The organism is Rossellomorea sp. H136 (genome assembly GCF_056838065.1).
Genome location: NZ_CM166371.1, coordinates 3673536 through 3693104, shown reverse-complemented (window position 1 = coordinate 3693104; position 19569 = coordinate 3673536). Strand labels below are relative to the sequence as shown.

General features: G+C 33.8%; 25 protein-coding genes and 2 pseudogenes. 26 read left to right on the top strand and 1 reads right to left on the bottom strand.

The window, feature by feature from the left end:
- Positions 1-155: 155 nt before the first annotated feature.
- The 12 genes and pseudogenes from ACYH0O_RS18940 to ACYH0O_RS18885 form a co-directional block, all read left to right on the top strand.
- Complete coding sequence (locus ACYH0O_RS18940) at positions 156-350, top strand: hypothetical protein (RefSeq protein WP_482629900.1); 195 nt, start codon at positions 156-158, stop codon at positions 348-350.
- 329 nt (positions 351-679) lie between these two features.
- Complete coding sequence (gene mphM, locus ACYH0O_RS18935) at positions 680-1582, top strand: macrolide 2'-phosphotransferase MphM (RefSeq protein ID WP_482629899.1); 903 nt, start codon at positions 680-682, stop codon at positions 1580-1582.
- Positions 1583-1970: 388 nt separating this feature from the next.
- Positions 1971-2282, top strand: a complete 312-nt coding sequence (locus ACYH0O_RS18930; protein WP_482629898.1) for a hypothetical protein — start codon at positions 1971-1973, stop codon at positions 2280-2282.
- Positions 2283-2534: 252 nt separating this feature from the next.
- Positions 2535-2987 (top strand): YoqH family protein, encoded by a 453-nt coding sequence (locus tag ACYH0O_RS18925; protein WP_482629897.1) that lies wholly within the window; start codon positions 2535-2537, stop codon positions 2985-2987.
- Positions 2988-3135: 148 nt separating this feature from the next.
- On the top strand, positions 3136-3462 hold the full coding sequence (locus ACYH0O_RS18920; RefSeq protein WP_482629896.1) for an antibiotic biosynthesis monooxygenase family protein: 327 nt from the start codon (positions 3136-3138) through the stop codon (positions 3460-3462).
- A gap of 203 nt (positions 3463-3665) precedes the next feature.
- Positions 3666-4043 (top strand): hypothetical protein, encoded by a 378-nt coding sequence (locus tag ACYH0O_RS18915; protein ID WP_482629895.1) that lies wholly within the window; start codon positions 3666-3668, stop codon positions 4041-4043.
- A 160-nt stretch (positions 4044-4203) separates the two neighbouring features.
- Positions 4204-4779 carry a histidine phosphatase family protein gene (locus ACYH0O_RS18910; RefSeq protein ID WP_482629894.1) on the top strand — a complete coding sequence of 192 codons (576 nt, stop codon included), beginning with the start codon at positions 4204-4206 and terminating at the stop codon, positions 4777-4779.
- A gap of 421 nt (positions 4780-5200) precedes the next feature.
- Positions 5201-5623: an NUDIX hydrolase gene (locus ACYH0O_RS18905; protein ID WP_482629893.1), complete on the top strand. Its 423-nt coding sequence runs from the start codon at positions 5201-5203 to the stop codon at positions 5621-5623.
- A 128-nt stretch (positions 5624-5751) separates the two neighbouring features.
- Positions 5752-6549, top strand: a complete 798-nt coding sequence (locus ACYH0O_RS18900; RefSeq protein ID WP_482629892.1) for an aminoglycoside adenylyltransferase domain-containing protein — start codon at positions 5752-5754, stop codon at positions 6547-6549.
- Positions 6550-6697: 148 nt separating this feature from the next.
- On the top strand, positions 6698-7363 hold the full coding sequence (locus tag ACYH0O_RS18895; RefSeq protein WP_482629891.1) for an HAD family hydrolase: 666 nt from the start codon (positions 6698-6700) through the stop codon (positions 7361-7363).
- Between the two features lie 163 nt (positions 7364-7526).
- Positions 7527-8105, top strand: coding sequence for a histidine phosphatase family protein (locus tag ACYH0O_RS18890; RefSeq protein ID WP_482629890.1), 579 nt, complete (start codon positions 7527-7529; stop codon positions 8103-8105).
- A gap of 565 nt (positions 8106-8670) precedes the next feature.
- Positions 8671-8897 (top strand): annotated as a pseudogene (locus ACYH0O_RS18885) (NADH-quinone oxidoreductase subunit K); the annotation flags it as partial.
- A 58-nt stretch (positions 8898-8955) separates the two neighbouring features.
- Here ACYH0O_RS18885 and ACYH0O_RS18880 read toward each other — a convergent pair.
- Positions 8956-9078: pseudogene (locus ACYH0O_RS18880) on the bottom strand (NADH-quinone oxidoreductase subunit K); the annotation flags it as partial.
- Between the two features lie 644 nt (positions 9079-9722).
- Here ACYH0O_RS18880 and ACYH0O_RS18875 point away from each other — a divergent pair.
- From ACYH0O_RS18875 to ACYH0O_RS18810, 14 genes are all read left to right on the top strand, one after another.
- Positions 9723-9974, top strand: a complete 252-nt coding sequence (locus tag ACYH0O_RS18875; protein ID WP_482629889.1) for a hypothetical protein — start codon at positions 9723-9725, stop codon at positions 9972-9974.
- A 191-nt stretch (positions 9975-10165) separates the two neighbouring features.
- Complete coding sequence (locus ACYH0O_RS18870) at positions 10166-10369, top strand: hypothetical protein (RefSeq protein WP_482629888.1); 204 nt, start codon at positions 10166-10168, stop codon at positions 10367-10369.
- 185 nt (positions 10370-10554) lie between these two features.
- The gene (locus ACYH0O_RS18865) at positions 10555-11061 is read left to right on the top strand and encodes a GrpB family protein (RefSeq protein ID WP_482629887.1); all 507 of its coding nucleotides are present in this window, start codon (positions 10555-10557) and stop codon (positions 11059-11061) included.
- A 119-nt stretch (positions 11062-11180) separates the two neighbouring features.
- A complete protein-coding gene (locus tag ACYH0O_RS18860) occupies positions 11181-11357 on the top strand; it encodes a hypothetical protein (protein WP_212138777.1) in 177 nt (58 codons plus the stop codon).
- A gap of 434 nt (positions 11358-11791) precedes the next feature.
- Entirely contained in the window at positions 11792-12352 is a 561-nt protein-coding gene (locus tag ACYH0O_RS18855; RefSeq protein ID WP_482629886.1) for a GNAT family N-acetyltransferase, read from the top strand.
- Positions 12353-13331: 979 nt separating this feature from the next.
- The gene (locus ACYH0O_RS18850; RefSeq protein ID WP_482629885.1) at positions 13332-13598 is read left to right on the top strand and encodes a hypothetical protein; all 267 of its coding nucleotides are present in this window, start codon (positions 13332-13334) and stop codon (positions 13596-13598) included.
- Positions 13599-13745: 147 nt separating this feature from the next.
- On the top strand, positions 13746-14024 hold the full coding sequence (locus ACYH0O_RS18845; protein WP_482629884.1) for a hypothetical protein: 279 nt from the start codon (positions 13746-13748) through the stop codon (positions 14022-14024).
- 225 nt (positions 14025-14249) lie between these two features.
- Entirely contained in the window at positions 14250-14759 is a 510-nt protein-coding gene (locus tag ACYH0O_RS18840) for a GNAT family N-acetyltransferase (protein ID WP_482629883.1), read from the top strand.
- A gap of 816 nt (positions 14760-15575) precedes the next feature.
- Positions 15576-15785, top strand: coding sequence for a helix-turn-helix transcriptional regulator (locus ACYH0O_RS18835; protein WP_482632614.1), 210 nt, complete (start codon positions 15576-15578; stop codon positions 15783-15785).
- On the top strand, positions 15782-16204 hold the full coding sequence (locus tag ACYH0O_RS18830) for a hypothetical protein (protein ID WP_482629882.1): 423 nt from the start codon (positions 15782-15784) through the stop codon (positions 16202-16204). Before ACYH0O_RS18835 ends, ACYH0O_RS18830 begins: the two co-directional genes overlap by 4 nt.
- A gap of 237 nt (positions 16205-16441) precedes the next feature.
- Complete coding sequence (locus ACYH0O_RS18825; protein WP_482629881.1) at positions 16442-17329, top strand: PhzF family phenazine biosynthesis protein; 888 nt, start codon at positions 16442-16444, stop codon at positions 17327-17329.
- Positions 17330-17626: 297 nt separating this feature from the next.
- Positions 17627-18346, top strand: coding sequence for a DUF2268 domain-containing putative Zn-dependent protease (locus ACYH0O_RS18820; RefSeq protein WP_482629880.1), 720 nt, complete (start codon positions 17627-17629; stop codon positions 18344-18346).
- 146 nt (positions 18347-18492) lie between these two features.
- Positions 18493-18801, top strand: coding sequence for a hypothetical protein (locus ACYH0O_RS18815; RefSeq protein ID WP_482629879.1), 309 nt, complete (start codon positions 18493-18495; stop codon positions 18799-18801).
- Between the two features lie 482 nt (positions 18802-19283).
- Positions 19284-19505 (top strand): hypothetical protein, encoded by a 222-nt coding sequence (locus ACYH0O_RS18810; protein ID WP_482629878.1) that lies wholly within the window; start codon positions 19284-19286, stop codon positions 19503-19505.
- Positions 19506-19569 lie beyond the last annotated feature (64 nt).

Sequence of the window (19569 nt, the reverse complement as noted above, 5' to 3'; positions counted from 1 at the left end):
GTGAATTTTATCACTTAAACTAGCGGTAGTAGTAATACGTGGGTGTTGGAGAAAGATAGATTAGATGAAGTGTAAAGAACTATGTAGAGGAACTACAAAATGAATACACAGATTTTCGAGGGTTCAGAGTCTTTATTATATCAGAAGGTAAGGAAATGGTGGTTGTTTCAATAGGTACAAGTGACCAGACTCTGGAATTTAAAGAAGCAGATGTTTCCAATAACAGCACAACGATAACTGTTGAAGAAGAAAGTACGGAGAAGGACGAAAAAAATTCCTATTTCCTGATAGGAATAGATCAGATTAAGGTAGAATTTTCTGTGGTTAATGAGAATGGGGAAAATATATAGAATATGAATAATTTAACCTCGGCACTCTTCAACGAGGGCAAGAGCTGAAGATCAGATCCATACAATGATCTTAGGCTTTCCCTTTAGATTGACTACGGATTATTTACTTTTGGCGATAGCGCTTCGTTTCTAAAGAAGAATTAGTCAACGTTTCATTTAATACAATAGAACCAAGGTTGTGTTGTGGTTAATGATTGTTATAGTCGCTAAAACACGCCCCTTTTGCACACAATTTATTTATTAATCTGTGATTCTAGCGCAACGCAACTCTTAGCGTAAGTTCTCCGGTTTTTACTGGCTTTACCCCTTTAAAAAAGGAAGTGAGCGTTATGAACAAAAAACAAACGGTAGAAACGGCAAGGAAATATGGTCTAGATGTAAAAGAGGAGTCCATTGTATTCAACGAGTCAGGTTTAGACTTTCTCGTTGCTTATGCAAAAGACGATAAAGGCGATGAATGGGTACTAAGGTTTCCAAGACGAGACGATGTGATGGCGAGAACGATAGTGGAAAAAAAAGCACTGGATCTTGTCCGAAAATATGTCTCTTTTCAGGTTCCAGTCTGGTCGGTTTATAAAAGTGATCTGATAGCTTACAAAAAATTGCAAGGGGTGCCAGCAGGCACGATTGATCCTAAGATTCATAACTATGTGTGGGAGATGGATTATGAAAATGTACCTGAACAATTTCACCAGACATTAGCCAAAGCTTTAGCCTCCCTACACACAGTTTCGAAAGAAGAGGCTAATAAAGCGGGCTTATTTGTTCAGACAGCAGAAGAGGCAAGAAATTCAATGATTGAGCGTATGGAAAAGGTCAAAGCGAAGTTTGGTGTAGGAGAATCCTTATGGAACCGTTGGCAAACCTGGGTGAAAAATAAGGAATTATGGCCTCAGATAACAGGCCTAATTCATGGGGATGTTCATGCTGGTCACACGATGATTAATAAAGATGCGAACGTAACCGGTTTTATTGATTGGACCGAAGCCAAAGTAACAGATGTATCAAATGACTTTGTTTTCCAGTACTCTGCTTTTGGGGAAGCAGCTCTAGAAAAACTGATTAGATATTATCGCCAGGCAGGAGGGATTTATTGGCCTGCCATGAAAGAGCACATCATAGAGCTTAGTGCGGCATACCCTGTTGCTATTGCTGAGTTTGCAATCATCTCAGGTTTGGAACAGTATGAACAGATGGCAAGAGAATCCTTGGAAGTGAATAACCGCAACTAATCCGGTATGCCGTTTAAGACGCAATAAGGGAATAATGTATAGTTAAAACACCCCTTCCTAAAATAATTACGTAATATAGTAATATATAACTAGAAAAATTAATAGGATAGTGACATAAGTAGTATTTTTTCGAAAACACAAAATATAATTATACTAGACCTTTGGAGATCCTTCCTTTCAAAATAAGTTACGGCTCTGGGAGGCCCTAGCTGATTTCTCCAAAGGTTTTTTCATTTTATAATTTTTTCACCTAAGTTGGGTAGAAATGTAGATAAAAAGTAATTTTATTTACGTTGTAGTATATGGATTATATTCCCAAATGGTGTGTAGTCCTATGCAATAAATAAGTTCTGTAACTAGCTACACTTTACTTGAAGGTGGCGCCTTTATGAAGAAAAGGGTCAGTTCCTATGCTCCCCATGGAAGCACAAGAACCGGCACCTTGCTTCTAATCGATTTTTTTGTCGAGGGTTTTTTTGAGTTCTGTGAGTTCTTCTTTGGTCTGCGTTTTCTAAGTCAGTTTGTTTTTTCCAATGAAAGTGTAGACAGATGTATTATTAATCCAGAGGTTAACAATAGTATAGCTATACGAGCCTATGAAAAAGTTGGGTTTCAGATTATTAAAATGGTCCCAGATATCCCAGAAGAACCAGGACCTGTTTTTTTCATGAGGTTAGATCGTCAAGATTTCCAAGAATAAAAAAGTAGTAATATCATTAAAAAAAGAAGTAAGCAACCAAGTGATTCTTAATTGGTTCTTATTGAGCTGGGTGCTTTTCTGTTTTTCTGGCACAGATATTATAGAACGATCTTCCGTTATCGGGCGCTATTCTTCAAGAAGGAGAATGGCTTTTTAATTGAAATGAAGAAGTAGGTTAATTAAACAAAATAATAAATATTACTGGGCAAATTGTTGGGGATACTAACTAAAAATTATTGTATGAGGTGAATCATGAGACGATTTGTTTTGGTTATATTCCTTATCTCAATTTTTGTTATGTACCCTGATCAGACAAATGCAATCAATATGCCTTGTAGTATGGTCTTAGAGCCAGTCGATAAAAATCTAAAAAATGCTAAGGGATCAGCGCTGATATATAAAGTACAACTTAATCAACCTAGTTTCGCTCGAACGAATGTAAGTATTCTTGCTGTCCATCTGCCAGAACCATCTTCTTATGGCAATTACGATAGTTATGAAGGTTTTGCGTTTATTCCAGATGAAATAAGTTGGCGTTTTAGGCTGTATCCTACTCCCGAAGAGTATAGTCCAACTTGGGCTGGAAGATTTGATTTAATTACGTCAAAAATGAAAAATGTTGAAGTTCAAATTAGGCTTTCTAATTCAAAAAGTGAAAAATTAGGACCAAGTATTTTGACAAACAATATTAAATACTGTAAGTGAGCATTAATCTAAATGGTGCAATTCTGGAATAAGGAATTGTGTCTTTCTACATGGAAAGGTCCATATTGTTGAACATCAGCAGGAACTGTTGAGAAGGATAAAGAAGTTAGAATTATTCTCTATTAAAAATTTTTGGGGGAACTAAAAAATGAGTGGAGTTGCAAAAACACCTAAACCGCCGTATTATGCAGTGATATTTGCTTCACAACGAACTGAAGGTGACGGAGGTTATGGGAAAATGGCAGACAAAATGGCAGAGTTAGCTACTCAACAGGAAGGTTTCTTAGGTGTCGAAAGTGCTCGTGATGAGTGGTTGGGAATTACAGTGTCATACTGGGAATCTCTAGATGCGATAAAGAAATGGAAGAGAAATTCAGCACATCAAGTTGCCCAATGCAGAGGCAAAACTGAATGGTATAAAAAATTTGCCCTTAGAGTTTGTAAAGTGGAGAGAGATAAGTTTTTCGAAATGTAATACATATATTGGACATTTTCATGAATAGGGTCATTTAATTGTATAAGAGGTTTTGCACAAAACACTACATTTTTTGTTAGACCTTTGGCTTTTTTAGATGTTGAAATATCAATGATGTATAGACCCTGTCATCGACTCACTCCCCCCTTTACCATATTCCTTTAATTATGTTAATATTCAGATAATGAAAGGGGATGAAACGAATGATGAAGAAATTCATGTTTGTTATGATCTTTTCCGTCGTTTTTCTTTTCGGGTTTACAGCATTTGAAAATGAAGCATCTGCAGATTTTTACGGATATTATAAATTTGCCACGGGGGACGGAAAGTGGGATGGAAAAGTATGGGTTCGCAATGGAGGAAACGTACGATTTGAAATACAAAACTACCAACATAACTACGTGGGCAAAGTTTCCGTACGTTTATGTAGTGCCGCAACAGGAAATTGCACGTCGTTTAAAAATATTGATGGCCCAGGAAGTGTGATGTTTTATAATATGGTGGGAGGAACATATCTCGGGGACATCATCAGTAGAGAGTCAGGTGAAGTTAAGGGAAGAGTAGGCTTTGGCACTTATTAATAAATGAAGTAGACCAATTTAGTGGGCTTTTCCTGTCAAGATGAAAAAGTGATATCTTCAATAAACGGGCGCGAGAGCTGAAGATCAACATTCTTCAGCTTTTTCTTTATTCAAGAGTTGGACAGTTATTCTGGAGTAAGAAGTAAAGGGGGGAGACGCTGTGGAGCTAATATTCATTAGACACGTGCAAGGCGAACACACCTTAGATGTACCAGCAAATTTACAACTTACAGACCCTGGCTTGACTAATGATGGTGTTTATCAAGCAAAATCACTACGAACTCAATTTCCATTATCTGAAAGTGATATAGTGGTTATAAGTCCTATTAGAAGGACTTTACAGACTGCTTGTATTTGGAGCAAAGACATAAAGTGCAAAAAAATAGTCAGCCCTCTAGTTTCACCTAGAATGTTTCCACAGAATCTAGAATGGAAAACACTTACCTGTGATAGGATTTTAAACAAGAAAGTGATTAAAGAAGATTATCCGACATTCACTATTGATGAAGGATTGCCAGAAGAGCTTTGGTCCTCTGGAATAAATACTATACCTGAACAAGAGTTTAATGTATTGGCAGAAAGTTTTCTTGAATGGTGCAGAAGCCAAAGTATTGAACGGATATATGTGGTATCACACGATGGAACTATCACATCATACAGGCAATTTATTGGTGGGATAAAACTAACAAGAAAAGACTTCCCAAAAGAAACTGGATGGTTTAAACAAATGTGTTAATCCTCCATTATCCGGGGCGCTAATGTAAGATTAGTTTGCCGGCAGCATGACTGACATCCACCTCATGGAAAGGCTGGACGAAGGAATTTTGGAGCATAGACTCTGTGAGAATTGGGAAGGTTGACCTCCATGAGAAATGTGGAGATCCACCAGTGGTACCATACTTTTACTAGCTAACCACTTTTTAGATTGAGGTGGCTAGGTAGGCTAGCTTTCTTTTTCTCTTTATGCCCAAAATTCCCCTTACTTTCAACATCCATCCATACTTCAAATGTCTTTGATATTTTAATCTCATAGGAATACTGAGAATAAGCGAGAAAACAAGAGTTATCTCTTTCTTTATAGAGGGAGGTTAACGTGTTAAGCAATTTATATCTATTTATTAAAATGGAGAAGGAAATTAACATTGGAGAGTGTATTTATGAAACCAATAAAAAAAGCTTATGGATATGTCACAAGAGTAAGAGATGAAAAGACACAAGTATTGGTATTTCGGCACAAAGATATCCCTGAGGCAGGTATCCAAATTCCTAAAGGTACAGTTAAAGAGGATGAAGACACGTATAACGCAGTAATTAGAGAAATTAAAGAGGAAACTGGAATCCAAAGCTTTGAAGTGAATAATTTGATATCAGAAGACTATTGGGAAAATGATGATGGTGCAATACATAATAGGTATTTTTATAAGATAATTTGTAATGAATTTGCTGATGAATGGGAACACAATCCAACAGGTGGAGGAGAAGAAAAAGGACTTACCTTTCAATTTTTTTGGATATCATCTGATGAAGAAGTTGAACTAATAAGAGGTCACGCAGACTATTTAAAACCAATTTTCAATTAATAAGAAATTATGTAACTCTTATTCCATATAAGGGGCAATAACTGAAGACTAGCTGATTGATAACTGGCTATTGACCACCTTCAAATAATGGGTAAGGTTAACGGTAGAAAGAAAAAGGAGAATATTAAATGAGCTTTAATTGGCAAACGTGCCCAACTGAAGTTATAAATTTTATTTTAAGTATTCAAAAAGAAATTACAAAAATTTTAAATGATGACCTGGTTGGATTCTATATTCACGGTTCTATAGCAATGGGGGGATTTAACCCGAACATTAGCGATATTGATTTATTGGCCGCCACCAATAAGTCTATTGCAGTTGAAACTAAAAGGAAATTAGCAAAGTTCTTTTTGAATTGTTCCAATTCTCCATACCCAGTCGAAATTAGTTTTATGAATAAGGAACAATTAAAAGACTGGCAACACCCTTGTCCATTTGATTTCCATTATAGTGAGTACTGGAGAGAACGGTATGAAAATGATTTATTTAGGGGTACATACGAATTCTCAAATGGAAATATTAACGCTGATCCGGATTTAGCAGCACATATAACAATATTAAAAAATAGGGGGATTTGTGTGGGTGGCAAACCTATTGCTGAGGTCTTCCCTTTAGTTCCAAGGTCAGATTATATATCGTCAATAGTCGGTGACTTTAAGGATTGTTTAGATCGCATTGAAGAGGACCCAGTTTATTGTACACTAAATTTGATTAGAGTGTTTTGGTATCTAAAAGAAGGAGTAATTTCTTCAAAGCAAGAAGCAGGTAACTGGGGTTTATTAACATTACCAAAAGAGTTGACTATCACTGTTAATAAAGTGATCGTTTGTTATACAAGTCAAAGTGATGCTTATAAATTTGAGAGTGAAGAACTACTAATGTTAAAGAATTATATTTCGAATAATGTTCAGAAGTTATTAAGTTAACCTGGAAAAAACTGAAGATCAGCTTATTGATCCGGTATTGCCCTTCTTCAATTATTTGGCCAGTTAGTTGAAGAAGAGTTTCAATTTTTTTGAAATTATTATGATAAAATTAGGTTAAAATTAGTTACAATTAGGGAGAGATTAAAATATGGACAAATATAAGATAATTTTATTTGATCTGGATGGAACACTCTCAGACCCAAAAGAAGGTATTACTAAATCGGTTCAATTTGCATTACAGAAAATGGGTATTGTTGAGACTGATCTTGATAAACTTAAATGTTTCATTGGTCCACCATTACAAGTTTCATTTGCGGAATATTACAATTTTGATGAGGAACATACACATAGAGCAATTGATTTTTATCGAGACAGGTTTAAGGAAACGGGGATGTTTGAGAATGAGTTATATTCAAATATTCCTTTACTACTAAAATCATTAAAAGAACAACAATATACTTTAGTTGTTGCAACTTCTAAGCCTACAGTATTTTCTGAACAAATACTGAAATATTTTAATATTGATCAATATTTTGATCTTATTGTTGGAAGTAATCTTGATGGAACAAGAACATCAAAAACTGACATTATTCAATACATATTAGATAAGTACAAAGATAATCAGCAACATGACTTTATTATGATTGGTGACCGTAAGCATGATATTATTGGAGCAAAAAATACTGGTATTGACTCTATTGGAGTAACTTATGGATATGGTTCATTTGAAGAAATAAGTCAATCGAAACCTACGTATATTGTAAAAACCGTTAAACAGTTAAAGAATTTTTTAATGACGAGCAGAGTCAGATAACTGACTTATAATTTTCAGCTATCGGGCGCGATTATTTAACATCGCGCTTTTTTTGCGGAATAAAATCATTGTAAGGATTAAGTGTTTTTGAAATAATTGGTATTAAGTTAAAGGGGTTAGTGGAACAACCTAAATTGAATATAGATATATATAGGGTGGGAGAATGACTACAATAGGACTAATTAGACACGGAATTACTGAATGGAATTCTTTAGGGAAAGCACAAGGAGTATCTGATATTCCTTTAAATGAGATTGGGAGAAAGCAAGCATCTGATATTGGAGATAGACTATCTCAAGAAGAAAAATGGGATATGATTATTACAAGTGACTTATCAAGGGCGATTGAAACAGCAAAAATTATTGGAAGTAAAATAGATTTACCTATTAGTCATTTTGATGAAAGGGTTCGAGAAATAAATTGTGGGGAAATTGAAGGAACAACAGAGGAAGAAAGGGTCAAACTATGGGGAGGTAAGTGGCGTAATCTAGAACTTGGAATGGAAAAGTTTGAAGACGTATCTATCAGAGGAAGAGATTTTTTAGAGGATATAGTTTGTACATATAAAGGGAAACGAATATTGGTAGTCAGCCACGGTGCTTTAATCGGATTAACATTACAGCAATTACTTCCACAGAAATTCCAAAAGACATATATCAATAATACATCTATTACTATTTTAAATAATACAGAAGAAAAATGGGATTGTATTTTGTATAACTGTACGAAACATTTAAAGTAACTTTTCTTTTCTAAAGCTAATGGGGGCATTAGTTGAAAATTAGGCAGCTAAATTCCATCTATACTTTATTTCATAAAGGGAAGTATGAAATATTTTAATAATTATGGTGTTGTTGGAGGTAATATTTTTGTTTTTATTGTTTTTAATCATTGCAGCAAGTTTACTAGGATATCTTTTAATTCCATTGGATGAAATTGGTTTGGTTCTTGCTTTTGGAATTATTCTGGGATGTCTTGTGAGAGTACTATATCTTTTAAACGAGATTCACCAGGAACTACTAAGAAAATAGGTGATTTTGTACTTGTTTTGTTATTGGGCAGGTTAGTGGAATAATACCAATTTGGTTTTAGGATGTGAATATAGTGGATATTTTAGTTAGTTTTATTATAGGTGTTTTATTTATAACGCTTAGTGTTATTGCGTTTTTCCCGCCCAAAAAGCTACCCTGGATTATGAGATTTGTTATATTGTTTTTCGGAATCGGTTTTGTATTGTATTCGTTAATTGGAATTATTGGCATAACTTCTTCTTGAAGTAAGATAACAGAAGATCAGGGGGATTTTGAGTGGAAATATTAATGTCCATAGTTATCGGAATTATTATTATGTGTGCTGTTTATTTAATACTTTCTAAAAGTCTACTTAGAATAATTATCGGCACAGGACTTCTCAGTCACGCGGTTCACCTTTTGCTTATAACAATGGGGTATTACCAAAGGGAGAAGAGGCACCTTTGGTAATCGGTGAACATTCTGCTAAGGGATATATATATCCTCTCCCTCAGGCGTTGATTTAATTTATCATATGACTTTTTCAACCCTCACCATCTTAGGTAAAAAGAATAACTCTTTTTACGCCAAGTGATCCTCGTTTTTTCTCATTCTCTCCATATCATCCGTTCCGAGCTCCTGATAAGCCCTGTACGCTAACACTAAGAAAAATGCAGTTACTCCAAAACTGATTACAATCACAGTTGTTTTAAATTAAGTAGAGTGATAGCTGAAGATCTGGCTGCCTGTCTTCGACTTTCTCTTTACTGCATTAAAGGGCAGTTAATGGAATAAGAAGGTTGGGAAAATTCACAAATTAAATTGAGAAAATTCCCCATTTAGTGTAAAATTACACTATAGGGAGGGTGATTATGGAGTTTTTTTTTCTTTTGATCTATCAAATTTTTATAATGTTGTTATTGGTAATTATTATCGCATTGATTTTCTACAAATTTTATAAGCGATTAAACTTAACTTATCCTTTATTTGTTAGTGTATTAGCAGCAATAACTTTTTTGCTTATTTTTAATGTTGAAAATTTATTGTCTGTAATTGCGTTTTTATCAAACATATTATTTTCGATTATCGTGTATCTTGTTGTTATAAATCGGCAGAAAAAAATTAAGTGACTTTTCAACAATTGGGGGCTTATCTTGAACAAGATTAGCTTCATTTATGTGAAATTAATCATTGGATTACGGTTGGTATTTTGAAATAAATGGTATTAAGTTGAAGGAGCAGGTTAATGGAATATCCGAAACTTAACTTAAATTGTCGAGTTTTCGTCTAATAAATATAGAGTTATTTAAGAAAAGACAGGATAATAATGACTTTGGAAGGAGGATGAAATGAGAAAGTATCTAGGTTGGGCACCTATCGGGATTATAGGAGTTACTTTTATACTACTTTTCCTTACAAGAGATAAAGTTAGTGGGTATGTAGGAACCACCGTGTTAATTACTGGGATAGTATTGACTTTGGTGACTGCCTTGTTAAGCAAAAAAGGGAAACCAAAGACAATTTCAATATCAATATTAGGAATTCTTGTTGGAGGATTTATAATGCTTATTTTGGGTTTTATGATGAACGGAGGACTATAAGAACTATATCTTCCATTATAAAGGGCAATAACTGAAGATTAGCATGTTGATCGGCTATTGCCCCTTCTCCATTTATTGGGGAAGTAGAGTTGAAGAAGTTTTTTTAAAAAGTTGAGGTAAAATATAAAAAATTCAAAAGCATTCAAAGCTCAAGTATAAAAAACATATTTATAATAGGGGTTGTTTAAATAATGAAAAGAATATGTAATCAATGTCAAACTGAAATGATAGATGATTGTAAGGTGACTGTTGAGGCTGATATATCTGGAATTAAAATTAGTCAAAAAGGGAAAGGGCTTTTCAATAACGTATCTGCAAAACCTAAAGCTTCTGTATGCCCCAATTGTGGCTATGTCGCTATATACATTGATGATTTTAAAAAATTCCAACAGTAAATATGTTTGAGCATTGCTTCAATCACGAAGGATATTTGAAGTAACGGGGTGAATAACTGAAGTAAAGCTAATTGACCCGGCTATTGTCCTTCTTCAATTATTGGGTCAGATTAATGGAACAAGAGTATTTATGGTACGATATTCCAATGCCCAACTATCGTATACATATTAAAAGGGGGAATAAGATGTTAGGTTTGCCAAAAGGAGAGGTATTCTTAGTTCCTTGGACAGAGGAATGGAATAAAGAATTTTTATATGAGAAAGAAAAAATACAAGATAAAATAGGCGAGTATATATTAGATATTCACCATATAGGAAGTACATCAGTAAAACATTTAAGTGCAAAACCAATTATTGACATAGCCATAGAAATCAAAACTTTTACTGATGGGGAGAATACTTCCTCATTTTTAGAGGAGTTGGGATATTCATATAAGGGTACAAATATTTTGCCTGACAGACATTATTTTAGCAAGGGTGAACCAAGAACTCATCAAATCCATATGTATCAATGTGGAAATGATTATTTACTTGAGCAACTAAAGTTCAGAGATTACCTGAGGAATAATGATGAAGCAAGAATTGAATATGAACAGCTCAAAGTTGATTTAGCAAGGTTAAATAAAAATAACAAACAAAAATATGCAGAAGAGAAAACAGCCTTTGTTAAAGCAAACTTAGAAAAAATCTAGAATCCTTTTTATTCAACAAACGGGGGCGATAATGGCATAAAAGTCTGTACCCTATTTACATATAAGGGCCATTTAAGATAATAACTTCTTGTAAAGGCCCTGGGAAAGGGAGGTTCTGTATGAAGTATGTAGTGGGTTTGTATATAGTTATGGCAGTAATGGTATTTGTTAATGGGGCAAGTGTATTTATTTTTAAAGACGAATTTTCTGCCATTGCAAGCTGGCTTACAGTTATGTTATTTCTTTTGGGGACTATATTTTTCGTTAATGCGAGATATTATCTATCCAAGAAATAGCTTTTGGAGTTCTTGAGGAAAGAGGCCCATACTTCCAGAATCGGGCGCGTTTATTGAAGAATGCGTCCTTTTCCTGTTTTGGGCCATAGATTGGATTACAGGTCAGATTATTCATTCAGAAGGTGGATTTAGAAGATAAAACAAAATGGGCTCTAGTTTTAGAGCCTTTTTTGTTGTGAAACATTGTATTAAAAATAAAGGGTAGCGATCTTTCAATTAGCGCAAGCCGACTTTAACAACCTTTAATAACATAATGGATCTTCCTCAATCGGGGGCGATAGCTGAAGATCAGGCAGCAGGTCTCGAGCTTTTCGTTTATTCGATTAAAGGGCAGTAATCTGGAATAAGGGAGGATATTAGAAGGTTAATCTTGAAATTGTAAGTTATGCTAGAAAAGGACAGATAGTAGAATAGTTAAGATAAGTTAAAAGGGGTTGTTTGAAATTTTATCAACTAATATTTTCACTTATAAATCTAAAAATGGGAAAACTGTAACAATTAAAGAAGCCCAAGAAAAAGATGCAGAAAGAATGCTGGTGTCTGCTTCAAAAGCTCTAATTGATGCTCCATTTATGCTTAGTTCTGTAGACGACTATAAAAAGTTGAGTGTGCAAGATGTTCAAAATTTGTTAAAGGCTTATTCTGAAAATCCAAATTGCGTACAGTTTATTGCTGAAGTCGGTGACCAATTAGTGGGAGCAATAGATTTTAAGAACGGTAATAAAGAAAAAATAAGTCATCAAGGATCTTTCGGAATGACAATACTCCCTGAATATAGAAAATATGGTATCGGCAGAGCACTTTTAGAAACGTTAATCACTTGGGCTAAAAATAACAGCAATATAGAAAAGGTTTGTCTGGAAGTAATGCAAGATAACATGGGTGCAATTAAATTATATAAGAATATGGGCTTTATTGAAGAAGGACGGAAAAGAAAAGGAGTAAAACTAGAAAACGGATATCAAGATTTAATAATAATGGCATTATTTGTTTGAAATTAAACAGTATTCAACAATCGGGAGCTTATCCGGAACAGGGTGAGCTTCTTTTTGTATACAAATTTTTCTTGAGTAAGCTGCTAATATTGGAGATAATTGGTATTAGGTTAAAGGGCAGTATTGTTGAAGAACGAATTTTATAAAAATATTTTGATTGAAAAACTAAAAAGGGGTGATTAGTTGAAAAAGATTGGATTTATACTAGATAGCGTTAAATGCTTGGATAGGTGGCATATATGCTGGTAAATATGCAAGAGCGTGTAAATTTGATTATTATTGGTTTGGAGGACCCAAAAAATTTTAAATATCAGTAAGGAGTTAGTTATTGCATGAGTTTAAAAAAGCGATTATTATTCGGTATTTATTTCTTTGTAATATCATTAACTTTAATATTTTTAAATTTTGAACCAAGCGCATTTCAAATGGGTTTAATCACTATTACAAGCCTGTGCACAACTTTCATTATAAAATTTAAAGAAAGAAATACTTAATAAAAGGAATCGTTGTTTTAGTTAGTGCGGTTATATCATTTGTATTTTACTAGCTACTTTATTTAGTGGTTCTAGTGCTTTAGCAAAAACTCTAATCAAGATAAGATTGTGATCTCAAAAGACAACACCTCACAAGTAGTGAGAATAAAGGTATATCGATTGCTGATGAAAATATTAAACAAATGGTTGTCTCAAATGGATGGGAATTTAAAGATAAAGATGGTGCTGGTCTATTCTTTGAAAAAGACGATAAAAGTTTAATTGCGACACACAAATGTGGACTAAAAATTATGTTCTCGTGAAAATCCCGAGTAATTTTAAATAATCTTAAGTTGCTGAAAAAGCAGCCGGCCTTTGTTCAAGTAAAGGAGCAGTTTAACGGAATAAAGGAAACTGTATCAATTTGGTTATCGTCTAATTCAAGCAGCCTCCCATTGCTAGTTCAAGAAAAGGGAAGGATTGTTTAACAAGGGGGAGGATGAAAGATGAAAAAATATCTTAATATTATTTCGGTGATTATATTTGGTTTCGATTTAATGGTTTACATTTTATTTTTCAATGGAATTGATTTAGTTCCAGATGAAGCAGTCTTTCCAGTGATGATAAGTGGTTCAGTTATTGGAGTTGTGCTTTCTTGGTTTGGTAATAAAGGGGTTTCAAGAAACATCGGAATGTTTGGAAATGCGTTTCTTCTTGTGCTTACTGTAATTGTTCCACTTATTGTTCGTACTTTTATATGGAATACACCTTAACGAGCAATACACAAACAGGGCGTTTGTTGAAAAGGCAGCCGCCGTATGTTCAAGTAAAAGTTAGTTGAATAAGTTCTAATACAGGAAACAATAATTACTTGGTAATCGTCAATATTATGTAAGTTCAATACTAAGGGGGAGACTCTTATGTGGTGGGAGTATTATGGTGATGCAGTGATTGCTGTATCAACGTTGGCTGTAATTTTGATTTTGACTTTTATTCATTTTTTTAGAGCGAAAAGTAAAAGAGGGTTAATTATTCCCTTATCCATATCAATAATAGGATATATATCATTTGTAATAGGCATTGTATTTATCAGAGGATGGGGTGGTATGGGATTTATAGTCTATGGCGTGATTATAATGGGGATTGGTCTCCTTTATTACTTTGGAGTCGGAGTATATAAAAAAATTAGGTACCAATGAGTAATGTGTGGTGTATATTCCATTAACGGGGGCGTTGATCTAAGAAGGATTAACGCTTTTTTCTTGAAGATATTGGATTAACGGAGCAGGTTACTTGAAAAAGGAATCCAAATAATCGGTATCGAATTATATTACAAATTTCATAAGGAGATAACAAACGATGAAGTTCAATACCGTTCACATTGATAGATTATTTATATAATGTACGAAAGGCTGGAATAAATCATGGCAAAAAAAGAAGCACCGAAAATTCAAACAGAACGATTGATTTTACGTCCGAGAGCGGAAAAAGACATTCCCAATATGGTTAAAATGTTTAACAATGATGAAGTAAGAGAATTTCTTGGAAGTAATCCCCCTCGTGATGAACACTCAATGTTAGAAATGCTTAGGAACCGTAATGAAACAAAATGGACTGTCGCATTAAAAGATACTGATGAATTCATCGGTGATGTAATGATTCCAGAAATAGTAGAAGGTTATCTTGGCGAAATTGGTTATCGCTTCATGAGGGAGCATTGGGGATGCGGTTTTGCGTATGAAGCGGTTTCCGCGGTCATTGAGCATTGTAAAAGCACATTAAACCTTAAACGCCTATTTGCTACTATAGATAATAAAAATATGAAGTCAAAAAAGTTAATTGAAAAACTCGGATTTACTTTGGTAGCGGTGTTGCCTGAATCGAATTTACTCGGCAGAGTTACCGATGTAGCTTACTATTCTCGTATAGTATAAGCATCCTTACGCTCTCCTGAGAAAAATGAACAAACAGGTGAGTGTTTAAATGGGGGATATTTTTGGTCAAGCGATATGGTTTTAGTGAAGAGGATTAGGCGGGAAGATATTGAAAGAGTGATTAAACAACTAATAATAGAAGGTGAAATTGAAAGAGTATTTAGTCGTTGTGAATAATAGGCTTATTCCACTAACGGGGGCATTTGTGGAACAAGCAGTTTCCACTGCTTGTTGAATTAAAAGCAGAATTGCAAAAAATATTATGAGCAACTCAACAGTACCCTAAAGATAACTCAGATGGAGGGGGATTATGGAAGCAAAAAAGAGCAGAAACATTGATAAAATATACCGTTTTATTTTGATCACACATTTCACCATACTAACAATAAATACTTTTTTCCTTGAAGAGACTTGGTTTGATTACTTGTTTTATTTTTAAAGTCTATTATCGATTATTATACTAACTATTTTAAGTATAAAGGAACATAAAAAGGTTTCTGCTATCATACTTTGTCTAATATTTACTGCATATTTATTTGCATTTAATAGTATTTAATTAAAAGTGCAGAAAGCAGGAATAAGTTGTTCTAGTTAAGCAGCAATAGTTAAAAATTGATAGTGGCCAACTTTTCCATAATTCAGTTAAAGGGCAGGTTAGATCTATAAGGAAAGATAGTTTGAATAAAATTTGTATGTACGTTGAATTTTACTTTTATTAAATTTAAAAACCCAATTGTGTAAATATATCTTTACATAATTGGGTTTTGTTGGTATAAATTATGTAAAGATATATTTACTTTTGAAGGAGGTATATATATTCCAGTTAAAAATAATATTCGTAAAATTAGAAAAGAAAAAAGCATTACTCAATTAAAAATGGCTGAAGATTTACAAGTTACTAGGCAAACACTTACTGCTATTGAAAATAATAAGTACAATCCAAGCCTTGAACTTGCACTAAAAATACTAAAATATTTTGAGGTTTCCATTGAAGAAATCTTTATTTTAGAGGAGGATGGCAAATGAGTGTAGAAGACAGAAAGAAATGGCGTAAGTTGATAGAAAAATGGGGACCGTTCTTTGCTATTATGTGTACTTTTATAGGTGCTGTTCTTGGTTCATCTCTTGTTTATCTTAGTAAAGGTGAATTTCCGTATGAAGTGCTTGCAGGCGGTTTTCTAGCAACAATCATTTTGATAGTAATTCAGGTGGTAAAACAAAAACGTAAAAAAGACAACTTACCCGAAGCAGATGAACGAGTCATCCGTAATATCTTCCGCTTTTTTGCATTTTCATCACATATTACTTTGGCTATTTTATTTATGGCTTTAGCAGTTATCACACTTCTTGGAAACGAGTCAATTTCAATTCTTTATCTATGGCTTGTTTTCTTTGCGTATATTTGGATTGTAGGGGTAGGTGCTCTTATCATTAAAGTTAGATAATTTTACAATTTTCTATTATTATTGTGAATAAATATACTTAAACTAACGGGGTGGCGGCTATAGCTGAAGAACGATCGGGCAGGTGATTTTCAGAGTTTTTTCTTTGTTCAGTTAAAGGAGCAGGTTAGTTGAAGAATCGTCTTTATGCCTTATTCCACAATCGGGCCAGATTGTATAGTAAATATTGCTGAAATTCCTGAAAACTGAAATAATTTAGTTAAGCAAAAGAGACATTTTTTGAAATTACAAAATAAGGGAGAGTTAGAATTGTTATATTATGTAATTGATGCTTTTACAGAAACAAAATTTGCCGGGAATCCAGCAGGCGTAGTAATCCATGAAAATTTAGACGAAGAGTTTATGCAGAAATTTGCTGCAGAAGTTCGCTTTTCAGAAACAGCATTCATCAAAAAAATGAACAATAAAAATTTTGAAATAAAGTTTTTCACACCGACTTCACAGGTTGAACTTTGCGGACATGCTACCATTGCATCCTTCAAAGCCCTATTGGACAGCCATGCTATTGAAGATAACAATACATATTTTATAAAAACACTAGCTGGAACACTTCCTGTTGAGGTGAATCAATCATTTATAATGATGGAACAAGCTGAACCTAAGCTAGGAAAAATATTTGATGATTATGATTATTTATCTTACCTTTTTAAAATTGATAAAAGCCTAATAGGAAGTATAAATTTCAATCTAGTACCTCAAGCGGTAAGCACTGGTCTTTGGGATATAATGCTTCCAATAAAAACAAAGGATGCTTTGTATGCTCTAAATCCTGATTTTAAAGCACTTGCTGAATATACAAAAATCAATTTAGTGGGAGGAGTCCATGCATTTACGCTTGACACAAACGAAGGAATAGCAGAGAGTAGAAACTTTTGCCCGCTCTATGGTATTGATGAGGAAGCCGCAACAGGCACTTCGAATGGGGCCTTAACATATTATCTTTTTAATAAACACGTATTAAATAAATTTAATCATGAGTACTCTTTCCTGCAAGGGTATAGTATGGGCAGACCCTCTAATATCATTACAAAATTAATTAATAAAAATAATCCAAGAGTTATGGTAGGCGGGAAAGCAACTATATTGACAAAAGGTAAGCTATACTAAACGTCATCTTCATATGCCTGATATAAGAATCCAGCTATTCCACAATCGGGCGCTTATCTGTAATAAGGTAAGTGTCTATTTTTTTGGAAAAAAAGATTGAGTTGATCTCATGATTTTGAAATAATTGGTATTAAGCAATAGGGCAGGTTAACGAAATAAAGAGTTATGGAAGAGAAAGGAGAGAGAACAATTACCCAAATTAATAATCTAGTTGAACACAAAGATAGACTTTCTGATATGGAGAAATTTATTTCAGTAGTGAAATAAAATCCCCAAGGAAACAGGAAAGAAATTTTTATGGATATATTCAACTTTGATGAAGAAGAATTTGAAATGATGTCTTTCTTCGGAATGTTTAATTTAAACAATGACATTAACTCACTTGAAGAACAGTTGAACAAAATGAGGTCGCTTAATTTTGAAAATTTCATAAAAGAAGAGTTGGATCTTTTGCATAAACAATACCCTTCAAAAAGACCTGTACAGTTTGAGTTATTCATTTTAGATGAAAATGATGATTTTGTTAAATCTAAACTTAATGGAGTATCGGCTTTTACGGATTGGGATGGAAAGATGTGTTTTGCAGTTCTTCCAGAAGAAAATGTGCGCTCAACAATAAAGTCTGTTGTAACACACGAATATCATCATCATTGGCGTATCAGTGAATTAGGGCTAAAAGAAAATTGTGAGACTTTACTTGACCGAATGGTTTTAGAGGGATTAGCTGAGCATTTTGTTAAGACTAGATTAGGGAACGAATATCTTGGGCCTTATAAAGATGCTTTATCTGAGTCTCAAGCTAAAACAATATGGGAAAGCACATATAAAAATCATATCTATGATAAGGGTACCTCAACGGATTTATATATGTTCGGTAGTAAAGATAAGGGTTTACCTTTTTGGGGTGGCTATTCACTAGGGTATTACTTAATAAAGTGGTTTCTAGATAAAAACAATGATATTTCTATTAAGGATTTAACAAGATTACAAAGCGAAAGGTTAGGGGGCAATAACTGAATTATTGGGCAGGTTAAATAAATAATCCGGAGCTTTCCGAATAAGGTATTCGTTAATATATAAAGAATTGTTCCATAGTCGGGTAGGATAACGGAATATATGGGTATTTGAAATTCTTAAAGATATTATAGGGGGGAGGTAGATTTATGAAAAAACTGCAAATAATTGTGTTATTAACTTTATTGATGGTGGCTTGTTCTAATCAAAATAATTACTCGTCTGAAGAAAAGAGCTTTGAAGACGTCCAAAGAAAGTTTCCGAATGCTTTTGAGAAACTCGAGGAAGACACTGGTGATTTTGCCGAAATTCAAAAAAAACATCCCAATGCTTTTGAAATGCTAACTGAAGATAATGAAGAGGAAGCAAAAGAACTAGAAAAAAAGGTATTAGAGGATATGAAAATCAACCCAGATAAAGTAAAGTTCGCAATACCAGTTGAAATTCCAGACCATTAAGGTAATCTTAAAATACTTTTTCAAGAAAGGTGGCGTTTGCTTAACAAGCAGCCGCCTCTCTTCAGTTAGTCAGCAAATGTATCACCTTCGGCTAACGGGCAGGATTATTCAGATAAGGAGGGCTTATGATTAACTCTTTAAAAGGAAAACTTATCCTTTCACTAATAGTTGCTATTGGCTTTATTTATCATTCTTTTTCTTACATTGATTTTACTGGTGACGAGAAGTTTTTGTTCAATAGGGTACTCTTTTACTTTATTATGATTTTATCAGTTTTCAATGCTGGAATATGGATGCAAAAATACATTCAAACAAAAATGACTTAATAACCTTCTTAAACTAAAGGGGGCAATAACTGAAGATCAGCTAATTGATCCGGCTATTGCCCTTCTTCAATTATTCGGAGCAGGTTAATGGAAGAAGGGTATAAAAAATTCCTGATAATTGTTAGGATTTAATAAAAGGTAAAGGAGAGATAAAAGTTGCAAAAATTAGGCATCGGAGTAATGTTTGTTGGTTTCATTGCAGCAATTATACTCAACTATTCATACAGCAATGAGGTTGCAGGGATAATTGCTTGGTTAGGTTCCCTTGTTGGAATTGGTATATTATTAGTACATAGTAAACAGCAGAAGCAAATGAAAAACTTCGCTTTTTTCTTTGTTTGTTTCATATTATCGTTGTCAGGCGTTTTCTTTATATAGTTCCGTTATAGGGGGCGTTAATCTAAGAAGAATTAACGCTTTTTTTGTTGAAGATATTGGATTA